Source organism: Hymenobacter jejuensis (genome assembly GCF_006337165.1).
GTDB classification, from domain to species: Bacteria; Bacteroidota; Bacteroidia; order Cytophagales; family Hymenobacteraceae; genus Hymenobacter; species Hymenobacter jejuensis.
This window is the reverse complement of sequence record NZ_CP040896.1, coordinates 598,858-615,536: the sequence shown is the minus strand read 5'-3', so window position 1 is coordinate 615,536 and position 16,679 is coordinate 598,858. Positions and strand designations below refer to the sequence as shown.

The window sequence follows — 16,679 nt, the reverse complement described above, 5'->3', positions numbered from 1 at the left end:
GGAGAGGTGCCTGGCTTAATTTACCGTCGTGTTCAGGTGCACGTCGATGTTGCCGCGGGTAGCACGCGAGTAGGGGCAAACCTGGTGCGCTTTAGCGACCAGTTCCTCCGCTTGCTGCTGGGTGAAGCCAGGGATGTTTACGTTCAGGGCTACTTCGAGGCCGTAATTGTCGCCGTCTTTGCCGAAGCTCACTTGCGCGTCTACGGTACTGCCGGTGATGGGCGTCTTGCTCATGCGGGCCACCAAGTTTAGGGCGCCATCGAAGCAGGCTGCATAACCAGCGGCAAACAATTGCTCGGGGTTGGTAGCACCCGTTTTGCCGGGGCCGCCCATTTCTTTCGGAGTGCTCAACGGCAAGTCAATGACATTGTCGCTGGAGATAGCGCGGCCGTCGCGGCCGCCGGTGGCCTTCGCAGTGGCCGTGTAGATTTTTTGGATGCTCATACTGAGGCAAATAGGCCTGCCTTGGATTAGGCAAGCAGGGTTAAAAGGTGTTTCAATTGATCGCGGAAAGCCGCCATTTCCTCGGGCGTCATGGCTAGTTTGATGGCCATCTGCTCCGGTATCTGGCAGGCCCGCTTTTGTAAGGCCCGCCCGGCCGGCTGCAACGAAATAATAACGGAGCGCTCGTCCTGCGGGTCGCGGCGGCGGCTGACCCACTGCTTCTGCTCCATGCGCTTCAGCAGCGGCGTAAGCGTACCGGAGTCTAATAAAAGCTTGTCGCCTAATTCTTTAACAGTCAGTTCGTTGTGTTCCCAGAGCAGCATAAACACGAGGTACTGCGGATACGTCAGCTCCAAGGCCTGCAAATAAGGCTGATAGGCCTTCGTCAGCATGCGCGAAACGGCATAGAGCGGAAAACAGACTTGGTTTTCCAGCTTCAGCAGAGAATACGGTTGGTTTTCAGCTTGTTCGCTCATGGTGTCGGAAGGATAAACGGGTTTGATTGTGTAATGTTTAATTGTGTACAATCAAATATACTAAAAATTAGCCAACTATCTGGTTTACAGAGACAAAAGTTTGCTCAATAACAAACAAAAAGGGAGCCGACACCGTCGGCTCCCTTTCACTACTGCTGGTAAAGCGTAGATTATTGCTGCTGGTAAGCAGTCATGCCACCTACTAGGTTGCGCACGTTGCTGAAGCCCCGCTGCGCCAGAAACGCCTTGGCCGAGGCCGAGCGCCCACCGCTTTTGCAATGCACGATAACTTCTTGATCCTTAAGATCTTCCAGTTCATCTACTTTTTCAGGTAGCGAGCCCAACGGAATGTTCTGACTGCCGTCGATACGGGCTTCTTCGTGTTCCCAGTTTTCGCGCACGTCGATGATGGTGGGTTTTTCGCCGGCTTGCTGGCGCTGCTTGAGTTCGGCGGGGGTGATATCAGGCATATGCTAAAAGGTTGATTATTAAATGTTTGTGTTGATAAACGGACTGTTTGTTACTTGGTCAGTACCAAGCGTTTGGCTACGGTAAGGCCATTGGGCAAGCTTAATTGCACAATGTACACGCCAGCCGGCAGTTGACTTAGATCCAGCGTGGCGTGGCCGGCCTGGGCGGCGGGTTGTTGCCACACCGACCGGCCCAGCGCGTCTGATACGGTTGCTTGGGCAAAACGGCCCTGCACATATACAATGCCGTTGCTGGGGTTGGGATACAAGCCGATGCTTGCGGCCGTGCGCGGATCGGCCACCGCCGTCGCGACGCCGTTGGTGAGCACGGGCCGCATTAGGGGAGCGCCAGCCGGACTTGTCTGAGTAGCGCTCCAGGATTGTTGAGCGTTGTAAAACAAATAGTTAGCCGGAGGGGCGCTGTTCAAATCCAACCCAAACTGCACAAACTGGCTGATGGAGGCCTGCCCATATCCCACGTAAAACGTGCCGGTCACGGGCACAGGTGCATCAAACGGAATCTCCACAAAACCATTGCCGCCAGGGGCCTGCGCCGCGATGGTAAAGCTCTTGCTGGCTTTGGGCTGCGCGGCGGGCTGGTCGGCAGCGGGGTCCTTGTCCCACACATTGATGGTGATGGCACGACCAGCCGCATTGGGCAGCACAGGGTAGATGCGCAGGGCCCGCACGTAATCGCTTTTGTTCAGGTCGATGCGATACGCGAAGTAGCTGGCCGGGCCGCTGGCCAGTGCCGGCAGGCTCACCGCTGCTTCCGCGGTGCCATCGTCATAAGCATAGTAATCAGCGAGTTCCGTGATGCGGGAGATTGAGTCATTAGGGATTGTAAGCGGATCTTGCTCGTTGGTTTGCAGCACAATGCTGTGCCGGATGCGTTTGGCCTCGCCACTTAGCGGAATGGCTACACTGCCCCCCCGAACATCGCCCGCAATGGCCGCCTGCTGCTGCGAAGCCGGCAGCGACTGGTTGCCATTCAGGAAAGTTGCCGCAGGCCCGGAAGGCAGCACCTGCAACGTGCCCGACCAAGTAATCGGCGTTGGGGCCGGGCCTACGTCGAAGTTATTAATGGTGGTCGTGGTGCGGTCGTTAAGCTCGTTGGTTGGTGTCGGGTTGGCGTTGTACTGCCAGTAAGGCATTGCTGCATACCGCTTTAGCAGGCTCGTTAGCGGGGCACTGGTGGAGATGTCGCGGTACGACGAATCAGCGACGCTGCGGTTGCGGTCGAGCTTGATGTAGTCGAGGCTCCAAGCGTCGCGGGTGGTACCCAAGTTGCCGATCGAGCGAAAGCGGAATTGGAAAGCGCTGTGCAGGTACTGCGGCTGATCAATGGCTATCAGCTTCTGCCGGAAGGCTTTGCGCTCGCCGGTGCTGCGCATTTCCCACACCAGCTGCCAGCGTTGGGCATTGTCCAGAAACTCCAGCTGTAAAGCTACGGGCTGCGTGCCGCTGTTGGTTTTGGCTGGACCTACGATGCTGCCGGCTTGCCAGAAGAAGCTCAGATACACGCGGTTAGAAGCCGTGAAGCCGTTCAGGTTAAACGGTTGCGACGTTAGGGTATCGGTATCGCTGTAGGCCGACGAGCTGCCGTAGGGCTGGCCGTTGGCCTTGAGGCCATCCAAGGTCACGACTCCCCGCGACGGTGGCGCCACCGGAAAGCGGTTGTTAACCAGCGCCCCGCTACGTTGCCACCGATCCGGATTTGGTTGGCCTTCGCGAGGCGTAGTAAAATCCTCGAAGAACGGCAGCGTGGCCTGCGTACCACGACGGGCGGTATTGGTAGTTGGCGTGGCCCCCCGGGCTGCATCCGTCGGGAGCGGTGCAACTACTTGGGCCTGTGCGGCAAACGGCAGCAGCAACAAGAGTAGATATTTCGGGCAGATCATCGCAGCAAGTTACGCAAGCCGAACGCGCACGGTCGCAGTTTAGTACGGGCGCTTACGCCGATCCGACTTTGAAAAAGCAGTTAGTGACCGGTGGCTAAGCGCCTGCTACCTAAAAATAAAAACGTCGCCCGAAATTCTGGCTTCCGGCGACGTTTTATAATTAATTGATAATCAAATAGTTGTGGTAATCAATTCACTGGAGTGAGTGGTGCCTTGCCCGCAATCCACAAATCCACGAGTTGACCGGTTCGGATGGTGGAGCCGGGCGCAGCTACGGGGCGCTGCTTCACCACTGTGCCTTCCTGCTGCCCTTCTTCGGGCGCTTGGTAGAAGGTTTCACCTTTCAGTAGGCCTTGGCCCACCAGCAGCGTAACCGCTTCGTCCTCTGGCATATTCACAACGTTCGGCACCGGGAATTCTTGGTTTCCTTGTCCGTCGCCAACGACTAGATCGACGCGGGTACCCTTGGCGATGGGTGCGCCCGCCGCGATTTCTTTGCCGTTGACCAACTGCTTCAGCACCGAATTCTGCGCCAAATCGGGCACAAACTCGATTTTGCCTACTTGCAAATCGTAGCTCTTCAGGATCATCTGCGCGTTCTTCACTGAGCCATCCACCAGCTTCGGCATCTTGATTACCGGCGGATTTTTCATGCTCACCGAGATGTAAATCTTGCGGTCTTCCTTGACGCGCTCGCCGGGTGCGGGGTCCTGCGTGAGCACTGTAAATGGCTTGATAGTAGGGTTATATGTGGAGTCGTCGACGAAATAGCGCAGGTTCCTTTCGTCGAGATAGTCTTCCAGATTATCGACGCGCATGCCCGTCACTTTGGGCACCACGATGGTTTCGCCGTGGTTGGTGGTAAGGGGCAGGTAGATGAAAAAGAAGCCGAAAAGCAACGCCGCCCCGCACAGCCCAATCACCAGCAGGTGCTTCAGAACGTCGAGCGGAGTATCCGATTTAAGAAAAGCCATCAAAGGAAAAGCTAGTAGTTACGAGCTGGAAAATTAGAATTAAAAGGCTGGACTGTGTGCGCTAGTTTTTAGCCAACTCTCGTTTTGCGTTGCGCTCTTTGCCAAACTCCAGAATCCGGTCGATGAAATCGTAGGGAGTGTAGCCGTTGAGGGCGGTTTGGTGGAAGATGCAGGTCGCGGGCGTCATACCAGGTAACGAATTGACCTCGATAATCAGTACCTCCACGGCACCCGTTTCGCGCACCCGCACGAAGGCGTCGATGCGGGCATAGCCTTCAATGTGCAGCACTTCGGCTACGCGGCGCAATTCTTGTTTTACTTCGTCTGAAATGCGCTGACGCTCAGCTGGTTCGGGGGCGTAGCGGGCAGGCGTGATGTTTTGGCCTTCCCCCGCCAGGAACTTCTCTTCCAAGCTGAGTACTTCCCCGGTGGCCAGCGCCTCCGAAGCTTCAAATACCTCAATCACGAGCTTGCCGTCGGCGCCCCAGTGCGTGAGCAGGCCGCCCGTGATTTCGAGGAAGTGCTTGGCTCCGTCGCGCTCAATCAGGGTTTCGACCAGGAACACATCTTTTTGAGGAAATTCTTCTTTGAAGCCCAAGTGCAGCGTGGTGGCCTCGGCGGGCATCAAATCTTCCTGGCTACGGAAAATCAGGCGCGTGAATGCTTCCAACTCCGCGCGGTTCTTGATCTTTTTCACCGCCGACGAGCAGCCATCGTCCGAAGGCTTGGCAATGAAGGGATAGTGAAATTGCGTTTCGAGGCTGCGGTAGAAGCCTTCCGGGTCGGCATCCCATTCGAGGCGAGTTGCTAAGCGGTGTTCGGCCACCCGCAGACCGGCTTCGCGCAGGCGGCGGTTGGTTTCGAACTTGTTGATGGTCACGCTGCTGGACTCTACGCCCGAGCCGTTGTATGGCAACCCATACTGTTCCAGCTCCTTCTGCAACGCACCATCTTCGCCAGGACGGCCGTGCAGCGCGATGAACACCTCGTCTGCCATTTCGGCCAATTCCTCGAAGGAAATCCGGCGCGGCTGGGCCGTGGGTTGGCCGGCATACGTGCTCGTGATGGCGTCGGCGTCGCGGCGGATGCGTTCTAGCACCGGGTGCAGGCTGTGACCGGCTTCGGCATGCTCAATTTTCTCGCGAATGTCGTCGGCGTTGTCCTTGAGCATCACGTTGATAGGCAGCACGTACAGCTTGTGTTCCTGCGCTGAGCCCGTCAGGAAAATCGGCACCGGCTCGTATTTCACCGACGACGACAGCTTCTCGTAAATGTTGCGACCGCTTTCTACCGAAATGTGCCGCTCCGACGAGTAGCCGCCCATAATCACGGCTACTTTCGTGCGCTGCCGCTCCTCGTGCTGGCGCGAAGCCACCGCCTCGTCGAGCTGCTTTAACAACTGGCCCAAGCGCACCGGATGCATGCCGCCCCGGCGCCGAGCAGCCAAGGAAGTGCGAATCAGATAGGTAAGGAACTGCGAAGGGTTGAGGCCAATTTCGGCCGCTTGGTGGAAAAAGAACGAAGCCGGTAACATGCCCGAAGTCGTATTCGGGTCGTTGAGGAAAATCTGGTTTTCAGCTTCTTCCGATTTCAGAGGACTGAAAAAGCCGTCCAAACGCGCGTACACCTGGAAGCCGAACGTGCGGAACATCTCCTCGCAGGCTTCGCGAATGCGCTGAATATCCGCCTCCGGCAAATCGATGGGCGTGACTTTGCGCGACAAGCCCGGCAGGTATTTCGAGCGGTAGTCAAACATTTCCTCGCCCTTCACGATCTCGGTAGGCGGCAAAGCCAGCGGATTGCCTTGGGGGTCTTCCACTACAATGCACGAAAACTCCCGGCCGGCCACACACGACTCTACCAACACGCGGGCTTCGCCGTCGACGTTGGTGAGGCGCACTTGCTCGGCGGCTTCGAATTTCATGTTAAGCGTATCTATCAGATTATCAGGATGATAGATAATGGTGGTTTCTTCGTCTAAAACAACGGGCAGGCCGATCCCTTCGCGGATATCAGTCAGTTGCTGCACCCACGCGAGGCGTTCGCGCCCGGAAAGGCCCTGCCACTCTTCGCGGGAGAGGGTTTTGCGAAACAGGCTCCGTTCGATGGCGGCCTGAAATTTTTCTACGCTGGCTTCGCGCAAGATGGAAACGCCGATACTCGAACCCTGGCGCGGGGCCTTGAAGACCAGCGGCAACCCTAATTCGCGCACCAAGTAGTCGAGCGTAGCGACGGGGTTGGCTTCGTCCCATTCTTCCGCCGTGATAATGCGGAAGTCTGGCGTGGGCCGGTGCAACGCTTTGAGTAGGTTTTTCTGCGCGATCTTGTCTATGCCGAAAGCCGAGGGCAGAATGCCGGAACCCGAATACGGAATGCCATACCATTCGAGCAAGCCCTGAATGGCGCCGTCTTCGCCGCCGGGGCCGTGCAACGCCAAAAACGCAAAGTCCATCAGCCCAGCGAGTTCGTGCGGCAAAATACGGCGGCCTACTTCGCTGATGATGCGGTCTTGTTCCTCGGTGGTCAGTTCACCCAATGACTCCAGGTACACCTGCAACTTGTGCTCCGAAGCCGGCAGCGCCGACACCGGCGGATAGAAGTCGCGAATGGTGCCTTTATATATATAGTGCCAGTCGAGCAGAATGAAGTTGCCCCGGCTATCGACAAACACAGGCACTGGCTGAAACAGCGCCTTGTCGAGGTTATCGTATACGGTGCGGCCGCCCGCAAAAGAAATTTCCCGCTCGCGCGACGGGCCGCCGAAGAAGATGCCTATTTTCATACGTGCTGCAAAGGTAGGGCAATGTTGCGTAAGCTTGGTAGGGCTTTGGCGCGCCAACCGGAGGCCATCAAGTCCGGAAAATATCCTCGCTTCCCTACATCTTGCCGCAGAAGCTGCGAAGCCTATTAAGCTTATACTACATTCGCGCCGTATAAGGCTCCATCTAACCTTTTCGTTCCTTCTATGAAAACCCTCGACCAGTACAACTTCGCCGGCAAAAAGGCGGTGGTACGCGTGGACTTCAATGTGCCGCTCGACAGCGACTTGCGCATCACCGACGACACCCGCATCCGGGCCGCGACGCCAACCATCAAAAAGATCTTGGCCGACGGCGGCTCGGTGATCCTGCTCTCGCACCTGGGGCGCCCGAAAGGCGGCCCCGACAAGAAAAACTCGCTGCGCAGCCTCGTGGCGCGCTTGCAGCAGGAATACGGGCAGGAAGTGAAATTTGCCGACGACGTAATTGGTCAGGAAGCGCAACAAATGGCCGCCAATTTGCAACCCGGCGAGATTTTGCTGCTCGACAACGTGCGCTTTTACAGCGAAGAAGAAGCCGGCGACCCCGCCTTTGCCGAGAAACTCTCGCACCTCGGCGACGTGTACGTGAACGATGCTTTCGGCGCGGCGCACCGCAAGCACGCTTCCACCGCTGTGATGGCTCAGTATTTTAAGCCCGAAGATCGGATAGCTGGCTATCTGCTTCAGGGTGAGATAGATAACGCACACCGCGTGCTCACCAACCCCGAGCGGCCGTTCACGGCCATCATGGGCGGCGCCAAAATTTCGGACAAGATCCAGATCATCGAGCAACTGCTGGATAAGGTTGATAACCTGCTGATTGGCGGTGCCATGGCCTATACTTTCGCCAAAGCCGAAGGCGGTTCGACGGGCCGTTCGCTGGTCGAAAATGACAAGCTGGAATTGGCCCAGAGCCTCATCCAGAAGGCCAAAGAAAAGGGCGTGAACCTGGTGCTGCCCGGCGACAGCGTCATTGCTACGGCTTTCTCCAACGACGCCGACATCGATCAAGCCGGCAACCACGCCATCCCGGCCGACTGGATGGGCTTGGACATCGGTCCGGAGTCGCGCGAAATCTTCGCCGAAATCATTCGCCAGTCCCGAACCATCCTGTGGAACGGCCCGATGGGCGTGTTTGAGATGTCGAATTTCTCGCTCGGAACGCGTTTTGTAGCCAGCGCCATTGCCGAGGCTACGGCGGCCGGCGCCTTCTCGCTCATCGGCGGCGGCGACTCGGCCGCGGCGGTGCACCAGTTGGGTTTCGCCGACAAAGTCTCCTATATCTCGACCGGTGGCGGTGCCCTGCTCGAATACATGGAAGGCAAAGAGCTGCCCGGCGTAGCCGCGCTGGAAGGGCGTTAGGCCTGATTTCTCACAAACCAGAAGCCCGATTTCTTCCGCCAGCACGGCGGAAGAAATCGGGCTTCTGGTTTATCTAAGTAGTTCTCCTCTTTTATAGTCTGTATGTTCGTAAATTAATGTAACTACTTGGTTATAAAGTAGTTGCATTAATTTACGAAAGGCGCTTCCAACTCGTGACCCATGCCTTGCAGGGTTTCGGAGTGGCGGCCCGTGAGGCGTACGGACAGGGCGTGGGCTTCGGCTTCGTTGAGCACGTTTAGCTCGCGTAGCCACCGCAAACGGCTGAGCTGCAACTCGATAGGCCCTAACGGGTTGATGCGGCCGTAGTGGTGGCGCAGGTACGATTTGGTCTGGGATTCGAGGGCCTCGGCAAAGCGGTGCAGCTCGGCGCGCTGGCCGGGGCGGTCGGCCAGCGTGATGTTGAGCCGGGCCGTGGAAATGGTAAATTTCTTCCACCAGTTCTGCAAGCCGTAGTACACAATCAGGCCCAGCAGCCCCCCGATAAGGAAAGCGCCCGTCCAGAATTCGTCAGTAGATTGACCCTGAGCGAGTTGCTTGCTGAATATATCTTGGCCGCCGAGCAGGAGCGCAAACAGCACCCCAGCCAGCGAGCGCGTAGGTACGGCACTGCGGCGTTGCACCGCAATCGGCAGAAGCTCCTCGTAGGGCATTTCTACCTCCAAGGCGTCGTGGCCGTTGAGCTCTTTTTTGCGGACGTACAGGCCGTGCGGGCGCAGGGCCAGCAGGACGTCGCCGCCCAGTAATTGATGTTGTTCGAGAACCATAGAAAAAAGCGTTGGCAAAGATGGCCAACCAATCCGTAACGCACCCGGAAAAGTACGCGCCGGCTATTGCAAACTCACCCGAAGGGCGACGGGGAAAAGCATAAGATAAAGATTATCAGCATGACCCAGCCCAATACTTTACGCGCCGGACTCAGCGGCCGCTCGTCGGCGGCCGGCGGATGGAAAATGCCGGTTATGCGACCCAGCAACAAGCCAAATACCAGCCAGCCGGGGTTGCCTTCGAGGCCTGGCAGGGCCACGGTTAGGGCCAGCTGCGCCGACCACACGCCCAGCGCCAGCAGCAACGCCCGCCGCGGTGTGGGCAGCGTTCGCCGGAATACCACGAACAGGTAGAGCAAGTACGGCGCGGCCCCGTACAGCCACACATCGGCGGAGCTGTGTAGGGTAAACAACCCCAGCCCGGCATAGAAGATGAAGCTGATAAACAGGATCACCGACAACCGATTGAAGCGGCGGAAACCCAGCAAGCCGTACAAAATATGTCCGCCGTCGAGCTGGCCGATGGGCAGCAAGTTGAGAGCCGTAAAGAACAACGCCAGTGCGCCCGCTAGTAGGATGGGGTAATGCATCAGCTCATTGGGATGCGGCAAAAGCGCCGGATCGGCAAACCAATATTCTAACAATCTGTATAAGAGGGGCTTAGTAAGCGTCAGCCCCTGCCCAGCGCCGCGGTATACATGTTGCGCGTAGTCGGCTCCGTAAGCGCGGTACTCCGGGTGAATCTGGAATACATACTCCACGTGCGGCAGGTGCGTGAAGCCGTAAATCAACACCGGCACGGCTACGATAAAGCCCGCCAGCGGCCCAGCCAAGCCGATATCGAAGAACTCTTTGCGCGAAAAAATGCGATCTTTAATGCGAATTACCGCCCCGAAAGTGCCGATGGTGTTGAATACGCCCGTAAAAAAAGGAATATAGTAGGGCAGCGTCGCACGCACTTTGTAGTGCCGCGCCGTGAAATAATGTCCAAACTCGTGCACCGTCAGCACGCCCAGGAACGGCAGCGAAAACAGCAGTCCGCGCTGAATTTCGGCGCTGGAAAGCCAGCCGCTCAGCTTAACGGCATCGCCTTGCAGAAAAAAGGATTTGCCCGTAATCCATTCGGCTCCTGCTAATGTTGTGGTTATCAGGGTGATAACAAACAGCAGCAAATGCAGTCCGTACACACGCCAACGCGGCGGAGCAGGGCGTTCGTAGCGGACAAACTCGACGGGCAGCGCTGGCTCGGGAGCCGGGGCATCAGGCAGTGGCAGGAGTGAAGGCACGGATGGCGGCAGGAAGGGCTTCGGTAAGCGTGAGCGGCGGCGCCAAGTGCAAGGTCTGCAAGCCCAGGCGCCGCGCAGTTTCGATGTGTTGAAAACTGTCTTCGATGAAAAGAGTTTCTTCCGGCTTCCAGTTCATTTCGCGCAGGGCGTGGTGGAAAATGTCGTCGCCGGGCTTGCGCAAGCCTACTTCCTGCGAATAAAAAACGCGATCGAGCGCATCAGCAATGCCGTGCTCAAACCCGTACGTGGTGGCTAGTCGACGGTTAATCTCCTCAATATGAATGCGATTGGTGTTGGAGAGCAGCGCCGTTTGGTGGCCTTGGGCGCGCAGCTCGGCAATCAGGGCCAGGCGGTCGGCGGGCACGTCGAGCAGCATGGCGTTCCAGGCCGCATCAAGCTCTTCGTCGGTGCCCGTCAGCTCGTAGCCTTGGCGCAAGCCATCGCGAAATTCAGCCGGGGAAAGCCGTCCGGTTTCCATGCGATCAAACAAATCGGACTGGTGCTGCTGGTTGAATTCGATGGTGCTGCCCGCCGCACTAAATTGCCGCATAGCCTCCAAGGTGAGCTGATAATTGATGTTGATAATAACGCCTCCGAAGTCAAAAAGCAGGTTGGGCAAACGGCGAAGCAAAGTCATGGGTAAGTCAAAAATTGGAAATTCGAACGCAAAACTCGTAGTTTGCACTGCCGAAACCAACCGCTACGGTTAAGTTCAGCACCGGGCCCATAGCTCAATCGGTTAGAGCAACTGACTCATAATCAGTAGGTCCTTGGTTCGATTCCAAGTGGGCCCACCAAACCGGATTGAACGTCTTTCAAGGCGTTTGGTCCGGTTTTATGTTTACAACTATTTGATTGTGAGATAGTTAATTTGATATTGTGTCGGAGTGGCTATTCCAATATAAGATCCTTCTCAACGCCGCAGCAATACCGTGCGGTAAAGTGGAGGTTCACTTGAGAAAACAGGAGGAGCCCTGCGGGTGCTCAATTAACGGCTCTTGCCAAAAAGTACTATTCCTTACTGCGCTTTATTTTAAATAAAAATCAGCGATGCCCTTGATGATGGCGTCGGCCTTTGACCCCGTTAGGTTGGCTAGTACGGCGATGGTCAGGCCTTCTGATCGGTAGTAGTTCACCCAGGCGCAGCCTCCGCCTTCGTGGCCGTAGCAGGTGCGACCGCGGTAGTGCTCAATCACCCAGCCCAAGCCGTAGTCCACCATTTGGCCGCTCGGCAGCCGGGTCGGAGTGAATAGGCTGTCGAGGCTGGCTGGCGAGAGCAGCGCGCCGCCGTGCAGGGCCGTAAAGAACTTTGCCAAGTCGGTGGTGGTCGAATTCAGCCCGGCGGCGGTAAAACCGGCGTTGCCGTAGGTGAAAGTCCAGGTTTCAAAAGGACCGTTTTGATAGGTGTATACTGTGGAACTGCGGTTGGGAATGACCGTGCGATAATCCCCAAATTGGGTCTGCTGCATATGCAACGGAGCAAACAAGGTGCGGGTGATGTATTCCTCGAAGGGACGACCAGTTACCTTCTGCACCACCATACCCAGCAGCAGGTACCCCGTCACGCTGTAGGCATATTGTTCGCCGGGCCGAAAGGCCAGCGGCAGGGCCGCAGCGGCTTTCACCACTGCCTGTTGGGGCGAGAGGTGAGCTTTTTCCAGCGTCGCCCAAGTGGGGTTCATGAAATGATTGCGGATGCCGGAAGTATGATTCAGTAGGTGGCGAATCGTTATCGTGTGCCAACTTTCCGGCAAGCTGTCCACGTATTGGACCACAGGATCCTGCAGCGAAAGCTTGCCCTGCTCGACGAGCTGCATGATGAGAGTAGCCGTAAAAATCTTGGTTACGGAAGCCAGCGCGTACACCGTGCGGTCGGAGGTGGGGACGGCAAATTCTACGCTGGCCAAGCCGTAGCCTTTGTTTTTCAGCACCTTACCGTTTTTCAGCACCAAAACCGACAGGCCCGGAATCTTATACTGCTTCATTTGCGCCTGCACGTAGGCGTCCAGCGCGGCCGGCGTCTTTTGTTGTTGCCCTTGGCACACGGCTACCCTCAGCAGCATAAACAGCAATACTGATAAGTAGGGGAAGGCCGCAAGCATAAGGTCGTCAGGTAAAGGTGTGTGGAAAGTAAGATGTTTGTAACATACTTAAAATGAGACAATTATAAAATCAGTTTTATCTCAAAAAAAGGTGGCCTTCCAAGCGAAAACCACCTTTTTTGAGGTAAGAATCAGGAATGTGAAACCTTACTTGACGAGCAGCAGCCGTTGCGTGTGTCCGTTGCCGTTCAGCAGTAGGCGGCACGTGTACACACCAGCGGGTAGGTTTGTGCCGGACAGGTTTTGTTCATAGTCATGGCCAACTTCGGCTACTCCCTCAAAGAGCGTGGCCACCCGCTGGCCCAGGGCATTGTAGACGTGGAGTTGGGCGGGGCCCGTTTTGGTTGTCCGGAAGCGAATGGTGGCGCGCTCAGCAAAGGGATTAGGATACGCTTCGAACACTTGTAGGCCCGCGGCTGCCTCTCCTGGGCCAAGTGCCACCGGGCGGCCGACTACGGCCGTCGAGGGTACGACTTCGATGGCGGCCACTTTGGGGTTGTCTTTGCCCCCAGCATTGAGGGAAGAAAAGTCGAGGTTGAGCACACCGTCGGCGACACTTACCGTGAAGGTTTCAGTCGTGGCCGTGTTGGCGCCTACTTTCTTGTAGATGTCGTAAGCGGTGAGCACTTGGGCGTTTTCCAGATTCACATCGAAGACCCGCTGCCCAACGGCCGTCCAGTAGAGTTCGGCGAAGTGCAACGTGACGGCATACGAGCCATTGGCGATGGGCAGCGCGTAGGCGAAGGTGCCGTTGGTGCCAAAGCGTTCGGTTTGGTACAAAGCATCGTCGTTTGTATTGGCAATAGGCGCGCTCGTGGCGTAGGTGCTGCCGGGCGCGGGCGCATACGCCTGATCGGCGGCGAAGGCGCCCAGTGAAGTGGACAGCGCGCCCCCGCCGGCGTTGAGATGATACGCTGTAGGAGCCGGATTGCTGCCCGGCCCAGCCAGGATTTCGATGGCGGCCACTTTGGGGTTGTCCCGGCCGCCGGCGTTGAGGGAAGTAAAATCAAGGTTGAGCACGCCATCCGTGACGGAAGTGGAAAAGGTTTCGACGGCGGCTGTGTTAGCGCCTACCTTCTGGAAGATGTCGTAGGCCGTCAACACCTTATTGCCTTCCAGGCTCACGTCAAACACGCGCTGGCCTGCCGCATTCCAATACAATTCGGCGAAGTGTAGCTTGACGGTGTAGGTGCCGTTAGCCACCGGCAACGCGTAGGCAAAGGTGCCGTTGGTGCCGAAGCGCTCGGTTTGGTACAAAGCATCGTCGGTGGTGCCGGCAATCGCTGCACCAGTGGCGTAGGTGTTGCCGGGACTAGGCGAAAAAGCCTGATCGGCGGCAAAAGCCCCCAGCGACGTAGTGAGTGCGCCTCCGCCGGCGTTGATGCGGTACACAGCCGTGGGTGGACCTGTGGGGTCGGGGTTGACCGTAATCTGCACTTGGTCGGCGGGGCTGGGTATGTCCTGGTTATCGGTGACCACCAGCGAGAAAACATACGTGCCGGCCGTAGCTAACCCGCTGACCGTGGGATTCTGTGCGGTGCTGCTGCTGAAAGTGGCCGTGGCCGGCCCGCTGACTTGGGCCCAAGCATAGCTTTTGATGGAACCGCCGCCAGCCGCCGTGCCCGACCCGGCGAGCGTAACGCTGCTGGTGGGCAGCGTAATAGTTTGGTCGGGGCCGGCATTGGCTACTGGCGGTGCAGTGGCTGTGGTGCTAAGTATCTCAATAGCAGATACTTTCGGGTTGTCCTTGCCACCGGTATTAAGGGACGAGAAATCGAGGTTGAGCGTACCGTCGCTGACGGTGACGGGGAATGACTCGGTGGTAGCCGTGTTGGCACCTACTCTCCGGAAGATGTCGTAGGCTGTCAAGACTTTGTTGCCCTCCACGCTCACGTCAAAGACCCGCTGATCCGCCGCGCTCCAGTAGAGTTCAGCAAAGTGCAGCTTGACGATATACGTACCGTTGACCACCGGGAGGGCATAACCCATAACTCCGTTGGTGCCAAAGCGTTCGGTTTGGTAGAGCGCATCGTCGGTGGTGCCGGCAATGGCCGCGCTTGTCGCATAAGTACTGCCGGGCGCGGGCGCATAAAATTGATCGGCGGCAAAAGCCCCCAGCGAGGTAGTCAGCGCGCCCCCGCCGGCGTTGATCCGGTAGCGGGCGGCCAGCGATGCTTCGGCCTGATTCAGGCGTATGCTGGCCGAGCCCGTTGTGCCGCTACTCGAATTGGCCGTCGCAAAATCCAGGGTGCCGTCGCCGTCGAGGTCGCCCACGGCGATGGCGCGTGGGCTGTCGGGCACCACGAAAGTCTGGTCGCCGCTGAAGTTACCCAAGCCGTCGTTGCGCCGCAGGCTCACGGAGTTGGGAAAGCCGCCCGCCAGCAAGTCAAGGTCGCCGTCGCCATCCACGTCGCCTAGGGCAGCAAATACGGCGAAGGAGCCTAAGTTCACGAACCGGCTGCCGCTGAAAGTGCCTTGCCCGTCGTTGAGCACCACCGTCACGGTGCTGCCCGTATTGGCTGCTACCAAATCCAGATCGCCATCGCCATCGACGTCGCCCAGCAGCAAGCCTCCTTGCATCGTGGCGATGGTAAGTTGCTGACCGGTGCTGGCAAACATGCCCCGTCCGGTGTTCAGGCGCACATCGATGAAGCCGTTGCTGCCGCTAGCCAACAGGTCCGGCGCACCGTCGTTGTTGACGTCGCCCACCACAATGGTCGAGGCGTTGGGGCTCACGGGCACAGCAGAGCTTTCACTGAAGCCCCCGTGGCCGTTGTTGAGCCGCACCCGCACGACCGTCGACGAGGTAGGCGTGGTGGTAGTCTGGCCTTCGGTGAGCAGGTCGAGGTCGCCATCGCCGTCCACGTCGCTGAGTGCCGCGCCGCCCAGGCCCGCTGGTTCGGGGTTGCCAAACGTGCCACCATTGTTCAGGCGCACACCCCCACTGGTCACCAAATCCAGGTCGTGGTCGCCGTCGAGGTCGCCGAGCAGGATTTTCCCCGGACCGATGCCGGGCACTTCTTGGCCTCCAGTGAAGGTGCCGTTTCCGGCATTCAACCGCACGCTCACCGTGTTGCTGGGGCCCGTGCTGACCGCATTAACGGACACCAGATCCAAGTCGCCATCGCCATCGAGGTCGCCTACGGCCAGGCTAGCGGGGTTGCTGAGCGGCACGTCGGGATTGGAGCGAAATAAGCCGGTGCCGCGCGCCGTGGCCGCCGTAAACTGGTATGCGTAGGGGCGAGCCAAGTTCTGCTGGCTGCTGTTTTGCACCCCCGTCGTTACGGTTGCGAAAACGGTCTCTCCAGGTTTGAAGGGCGTTGTTGGGCGGAAAGTAAGCGTGTTTCCACTCACTGAGGGCGTGCCCGATTTTAAGCCGCCGGCCTGGGAGCCAAACACCACAAGTGCCTGCTGAGTGGCGAAAGTGTTGCTTAAGGCCTGGTTGAAGCTCACGGCCACCGCAGTAGTGCGGGGCGCGGAAGGAGCATTGCGGGCGGGCGACCAACTGATCGGGGTGGGGCCTTGCGCCTGGACAGTGCCGGCTGTTGAGATCGTCAAAAACAGCGGCAACGCCAGTCCCATGCATCCCGCACGCAGTGAAAGGGAAGAGGCAACAACGAACGTCCGGATAAGTGTAACCATAACAACCATAGGAGCATAAGTGAAGTGAACAATAGGCCAACCGGCACAGACCGGCAAGCCGCCGCCATACGGGGAGTATGGTTAAATCTAAACCGCTTAGATGGAAAAATAATAGTTATTGTTGAAATATTTATATAAATATTGCTAGCATCTTGTATTCCTCTAGGTAAGAGCAAGACATTGGAAAGCTGTTGTCCTAGTAAGAAATTAATTTATAAATACCTTGGAATCAGGTATTTATAAACAATAAAGGCGTACTGTCCCTGTTAATGAAAAAAAGCACCAGCCTGGGGAAACGCCCGCGTATTTACCAGCAACCGGCTAGCGAAAGTTTGGGCCGCGACTACGGGCACAAGTAGAATCGGCAGGCTCTTCGGATGAACAGGTAGGTACAGGTTGCGGAAGGAAATTGCTTTCCCGAGCTTGGAAACTGCAGT

Annotated in this window: 12 protein-coding genes and 1 tRNA gene; 2 read left to right on the top strand and 11 right to left on the bottom strand. The window is 57.5% G+C overall.

All coding sequences use genetic code 11. The features are described 5' to 3' along the window. Positions 1-15: 15 nt before the first annotated feature. From FHG12_RS02270 to FHG12_RS02245, 6 genes are all read right to left on the bottom strand, one after another. Positions 16-444 (bottom strand): organic hydroperoxide resistance protein, encoded by a 429-nt coding sequence (locus FHG12_RS02270; RefSeq protein WP_139514073.1) that lies wholly within the window; start codon positions 442-444, stop codon positions 16-18. A 26-nt stretch (positions 445-470) separates the two neighbouring features. Then, the gene (locus FHG12_RS02265; protein WP_139514072.1) at positions 471-920 is read right to left on the bottom strand and encodes a MarR family winged helix-turn-helix transcriptional regulator; all 450 of its coding nucleotides are present in this window, start codon (positions 918-920) and stop codon (positions 471-473) included. Positions 921-1,090: 170 nt separating this feature from the next. Beyond that, complete coding sequence (locus tag FHG12_RS02260; RefSeq protein WP_139514071.1) at positions 1,091-1,390, bottom strand: rhodanese-like domain-containing protein; 300 nt, start codon at positions 1,388-1,390, stop codon at positions 1,091-1,093. Positions 1,391-1,440: 50 nt separating this feature from the next. Further along, complete coding sequence (locus tag FHG12_RS02255) at positions 1,441-3,291, bottom strand: T9SS type A sorting domain-containing protein (RefSeq protein ID WP_139514070.1); 1,851 nt, start codon at positions 3,289-3,291, stop codon at positions 1,441-1,443. A 188-nt stretch (positions 3,292-3,479) separates the two neighbouring features. Further along, the gene (locus FHG12_RS02250; RefSeq protein ID WP_139514069.1) at positions 3,480-4,265 is read right to left on the bottom strand and encodes a PASTA domain-containing protein; all 786 of its coding nucleotides are present in this window, start codon (positions 4,263-4,265) and stop codon (positions 3,480-3,482) included. A 61-nt stretch (positions 4,266-4,326) separates the two neighbouring features. Further along, positions 4,327-7,047 carry a D-alanine--D-alanine ligase family protein gene (locus tag FHG12_RS02245; protein WP_139514068.1) on the bottom strand — a complete coding sequence of 907 codons (2,721 nt, stop codon included), beginning with the start codon at positions 7,045-7,047 and terminating at the stop codon, positions 4,327-4,329. Positions 7,048-7,230: 183 nt separating this feature from the next. Here FHG12_RS02245 and FHG12_RS02240 point away from each other — a divergent pair, with 183 nt between their 5' ends. Beyond that, positions 7,231-8,427 carry a phosphoglycerate kinase gene (locus FHG12_RS02240; protein ID WP_139514067.1) on the top strand — a complete coding sequence of 399 codons (1,197 nt, stop codon included), beginning with the start codon at positions 7,231-7,233 and terminating at the stop codon, positions 8,425-8,427. A 146-nt stretch (positions 8,428-8,573) separates the two neighbouring features. On the opposite strand, the gene FHG12_RS02235 is transcribed toward FHG12_RS02240, so the two are convergent. From FHG12_RS02235 to FHG12_RS02225, 3 genes are all read right to left on the bottom strand, one after another. Further along, positions 8,574-9,212, bottom strand: coding sequence for a hypothetical protein (locus tag FHG12_RS02235; RefSeq protein WP_139514066.1), 639 nt, complete (start codon positions 9,210-9,212; stop codon positions 8,574-8,576). 74 nt (positions 9,213-9,286) lie between these two features. Then, complete coding sequence (locus tag FHG12_RS02230) at positions 9,287-10,498, bottom strand: site-2 protease family protein (protein WP_230471260.1); 1,212 nt, start codon at positions 10,496-10,498, stop codon at positions 9,287-9,289. After that, positions 10,473-11,135, bottom strand: coding sequence for an HAD family hydrolase (locus FHG12_RS02225; protein WP_139514065.1), 663 nt, complete (start codon positions 11,133-11,135; stop codon positions 10,473-10,475). The genes FHG12_RS02230 and FHG12_RS02225 overlap by 26 nt, the downstream gene beginning before the upstream one ends. 83 nt (positions 11,136-11,218) lie before the next feature. Here FHG12_RS02225 and FHG12_RS02220 point away from each other — a divergent pair. Further along, a tRNA-Ile gene (locus tag FHG12_RS02220) sits at positions 11,219-11,295 on the top strand. 231 nt (positions 11,296-11,526) lie between these two features. Here FHG12_RS02220 and FHG12_RS02215 read toward each other — a convergent pair. Both FHG12_RS02215 and FHG12_RS02210 read right to left on the bottom strand, forming a co-directional pair. Continuing rightward, the gene (locus FHG12_RS02215; RefSeq protein WP_139514064.1) at positions 11,527-12,600 is read right to left on the bottom strand and encodes a serine hydrolase domain-containing protein; all 1,074 of its coding nucleotides are present in this window, start codon (positions 12,598-12,600) and stop codon (positions 11,527-11,529) included. A 147-nt stretch (positions 12,601-12,747) separates the two neighbouring features. Next, on the bottom strand, positions 12,748-16,242 hold the full coding sequence (locus FHG12_RS02210; protein ID WP_165699280.1) for a malectin domain-containing carbohydrate-binding protein: 3,495 nt from the start codon (positions 16,240-16,242) through the stop codon (positions 12,748-12,750). Between the last annotated feature and the right edge of the window lie 437 nt (positions 16,243-16,679).

Excerpts from the sequence above, each read along its gene's own strand:
- FHG12_RS02270 (WP_139514073.1), bottom strand. The coding sequence starts at position 444 with ATGAGCATCCAAAAAATCTACACGGCCACTGCGAAGGCCACCGGCGGC.
- FHG12_RS02265 (WP_139514072.1), bottom strand. The coding sequence starts at position 920 with ATGAGCGAACAAGCTGAAAACCAACCGTATTCTCTGCTGAAGCTGGAA.
- FHG12_RS02260 (WP_139514071.1), bottom strand. The coding sequence starts at position 1,390 with ATGCCTGATATCACCCCCGCCGAACTCAAGCAGCGCCAGCAAGCCGGC.
- FHG12_RS02255 (WP_139514070.1), bottom strand. The coding sequence starts at position 3,291 with ATGATCTGCCCGAAATATCTACTCTTGTTGCTGCTGCCGTTTGCCGCA.
- FHG12_RS02250 (WP_139514069.1), bottom strand. The coding sequence starts at position 4,265 with ATGGCTTTTCTTAAATCGGATACTCCGCTCGACGTTCTGAAGCACCTG.
- FHG12_RS02245 (WP_139514068.1), bottom strand. The coding sequence starts at position 7,047 with ATGAAAATAGGCATCTTCTTCGGCGGCCCGTCGCGCGAGCGGGAAATT.
- FHG12_RS02240 (WP_139514067.1), top strand. The coding sequence starts at position 7,231 with ATGAAAACCCTCGACCAGTACAACTTCGCCGGCAAAAAGGCGGTGGTA.
- FHG12_RS02235 (WP_139514066.1), bottom strand. The coding sequence starts at position 9,212 with ATGGTTCTCGAACAACATCAATTACTGGGCGGCGACGTCCTGCTGGCC.
- FHG12_RS02225 (WP_139514065.1), bottom strand. The coding sequence starts at position 11,135 with ATGACTTTGCTTCGCCGTTTGCCCAACCTGCTTTTTGACTTCGGAGGC.
- FHG12_RS02215 (WP_139514064.1), bottom strand. The coding sequence starts at position 12,600 with ATGCTTGCGGCCTTCCCCTACTTATCAGTATTGCTGTTTATGCTGCTG.
- FHG12_RS02210 (WP_165699280.1), bottom strand. The coding sequence starts at position 16,242 with ATGGTTACACTTATCCGGACGTTCGTTGTTGCCTCTTCCCTTTCACTG.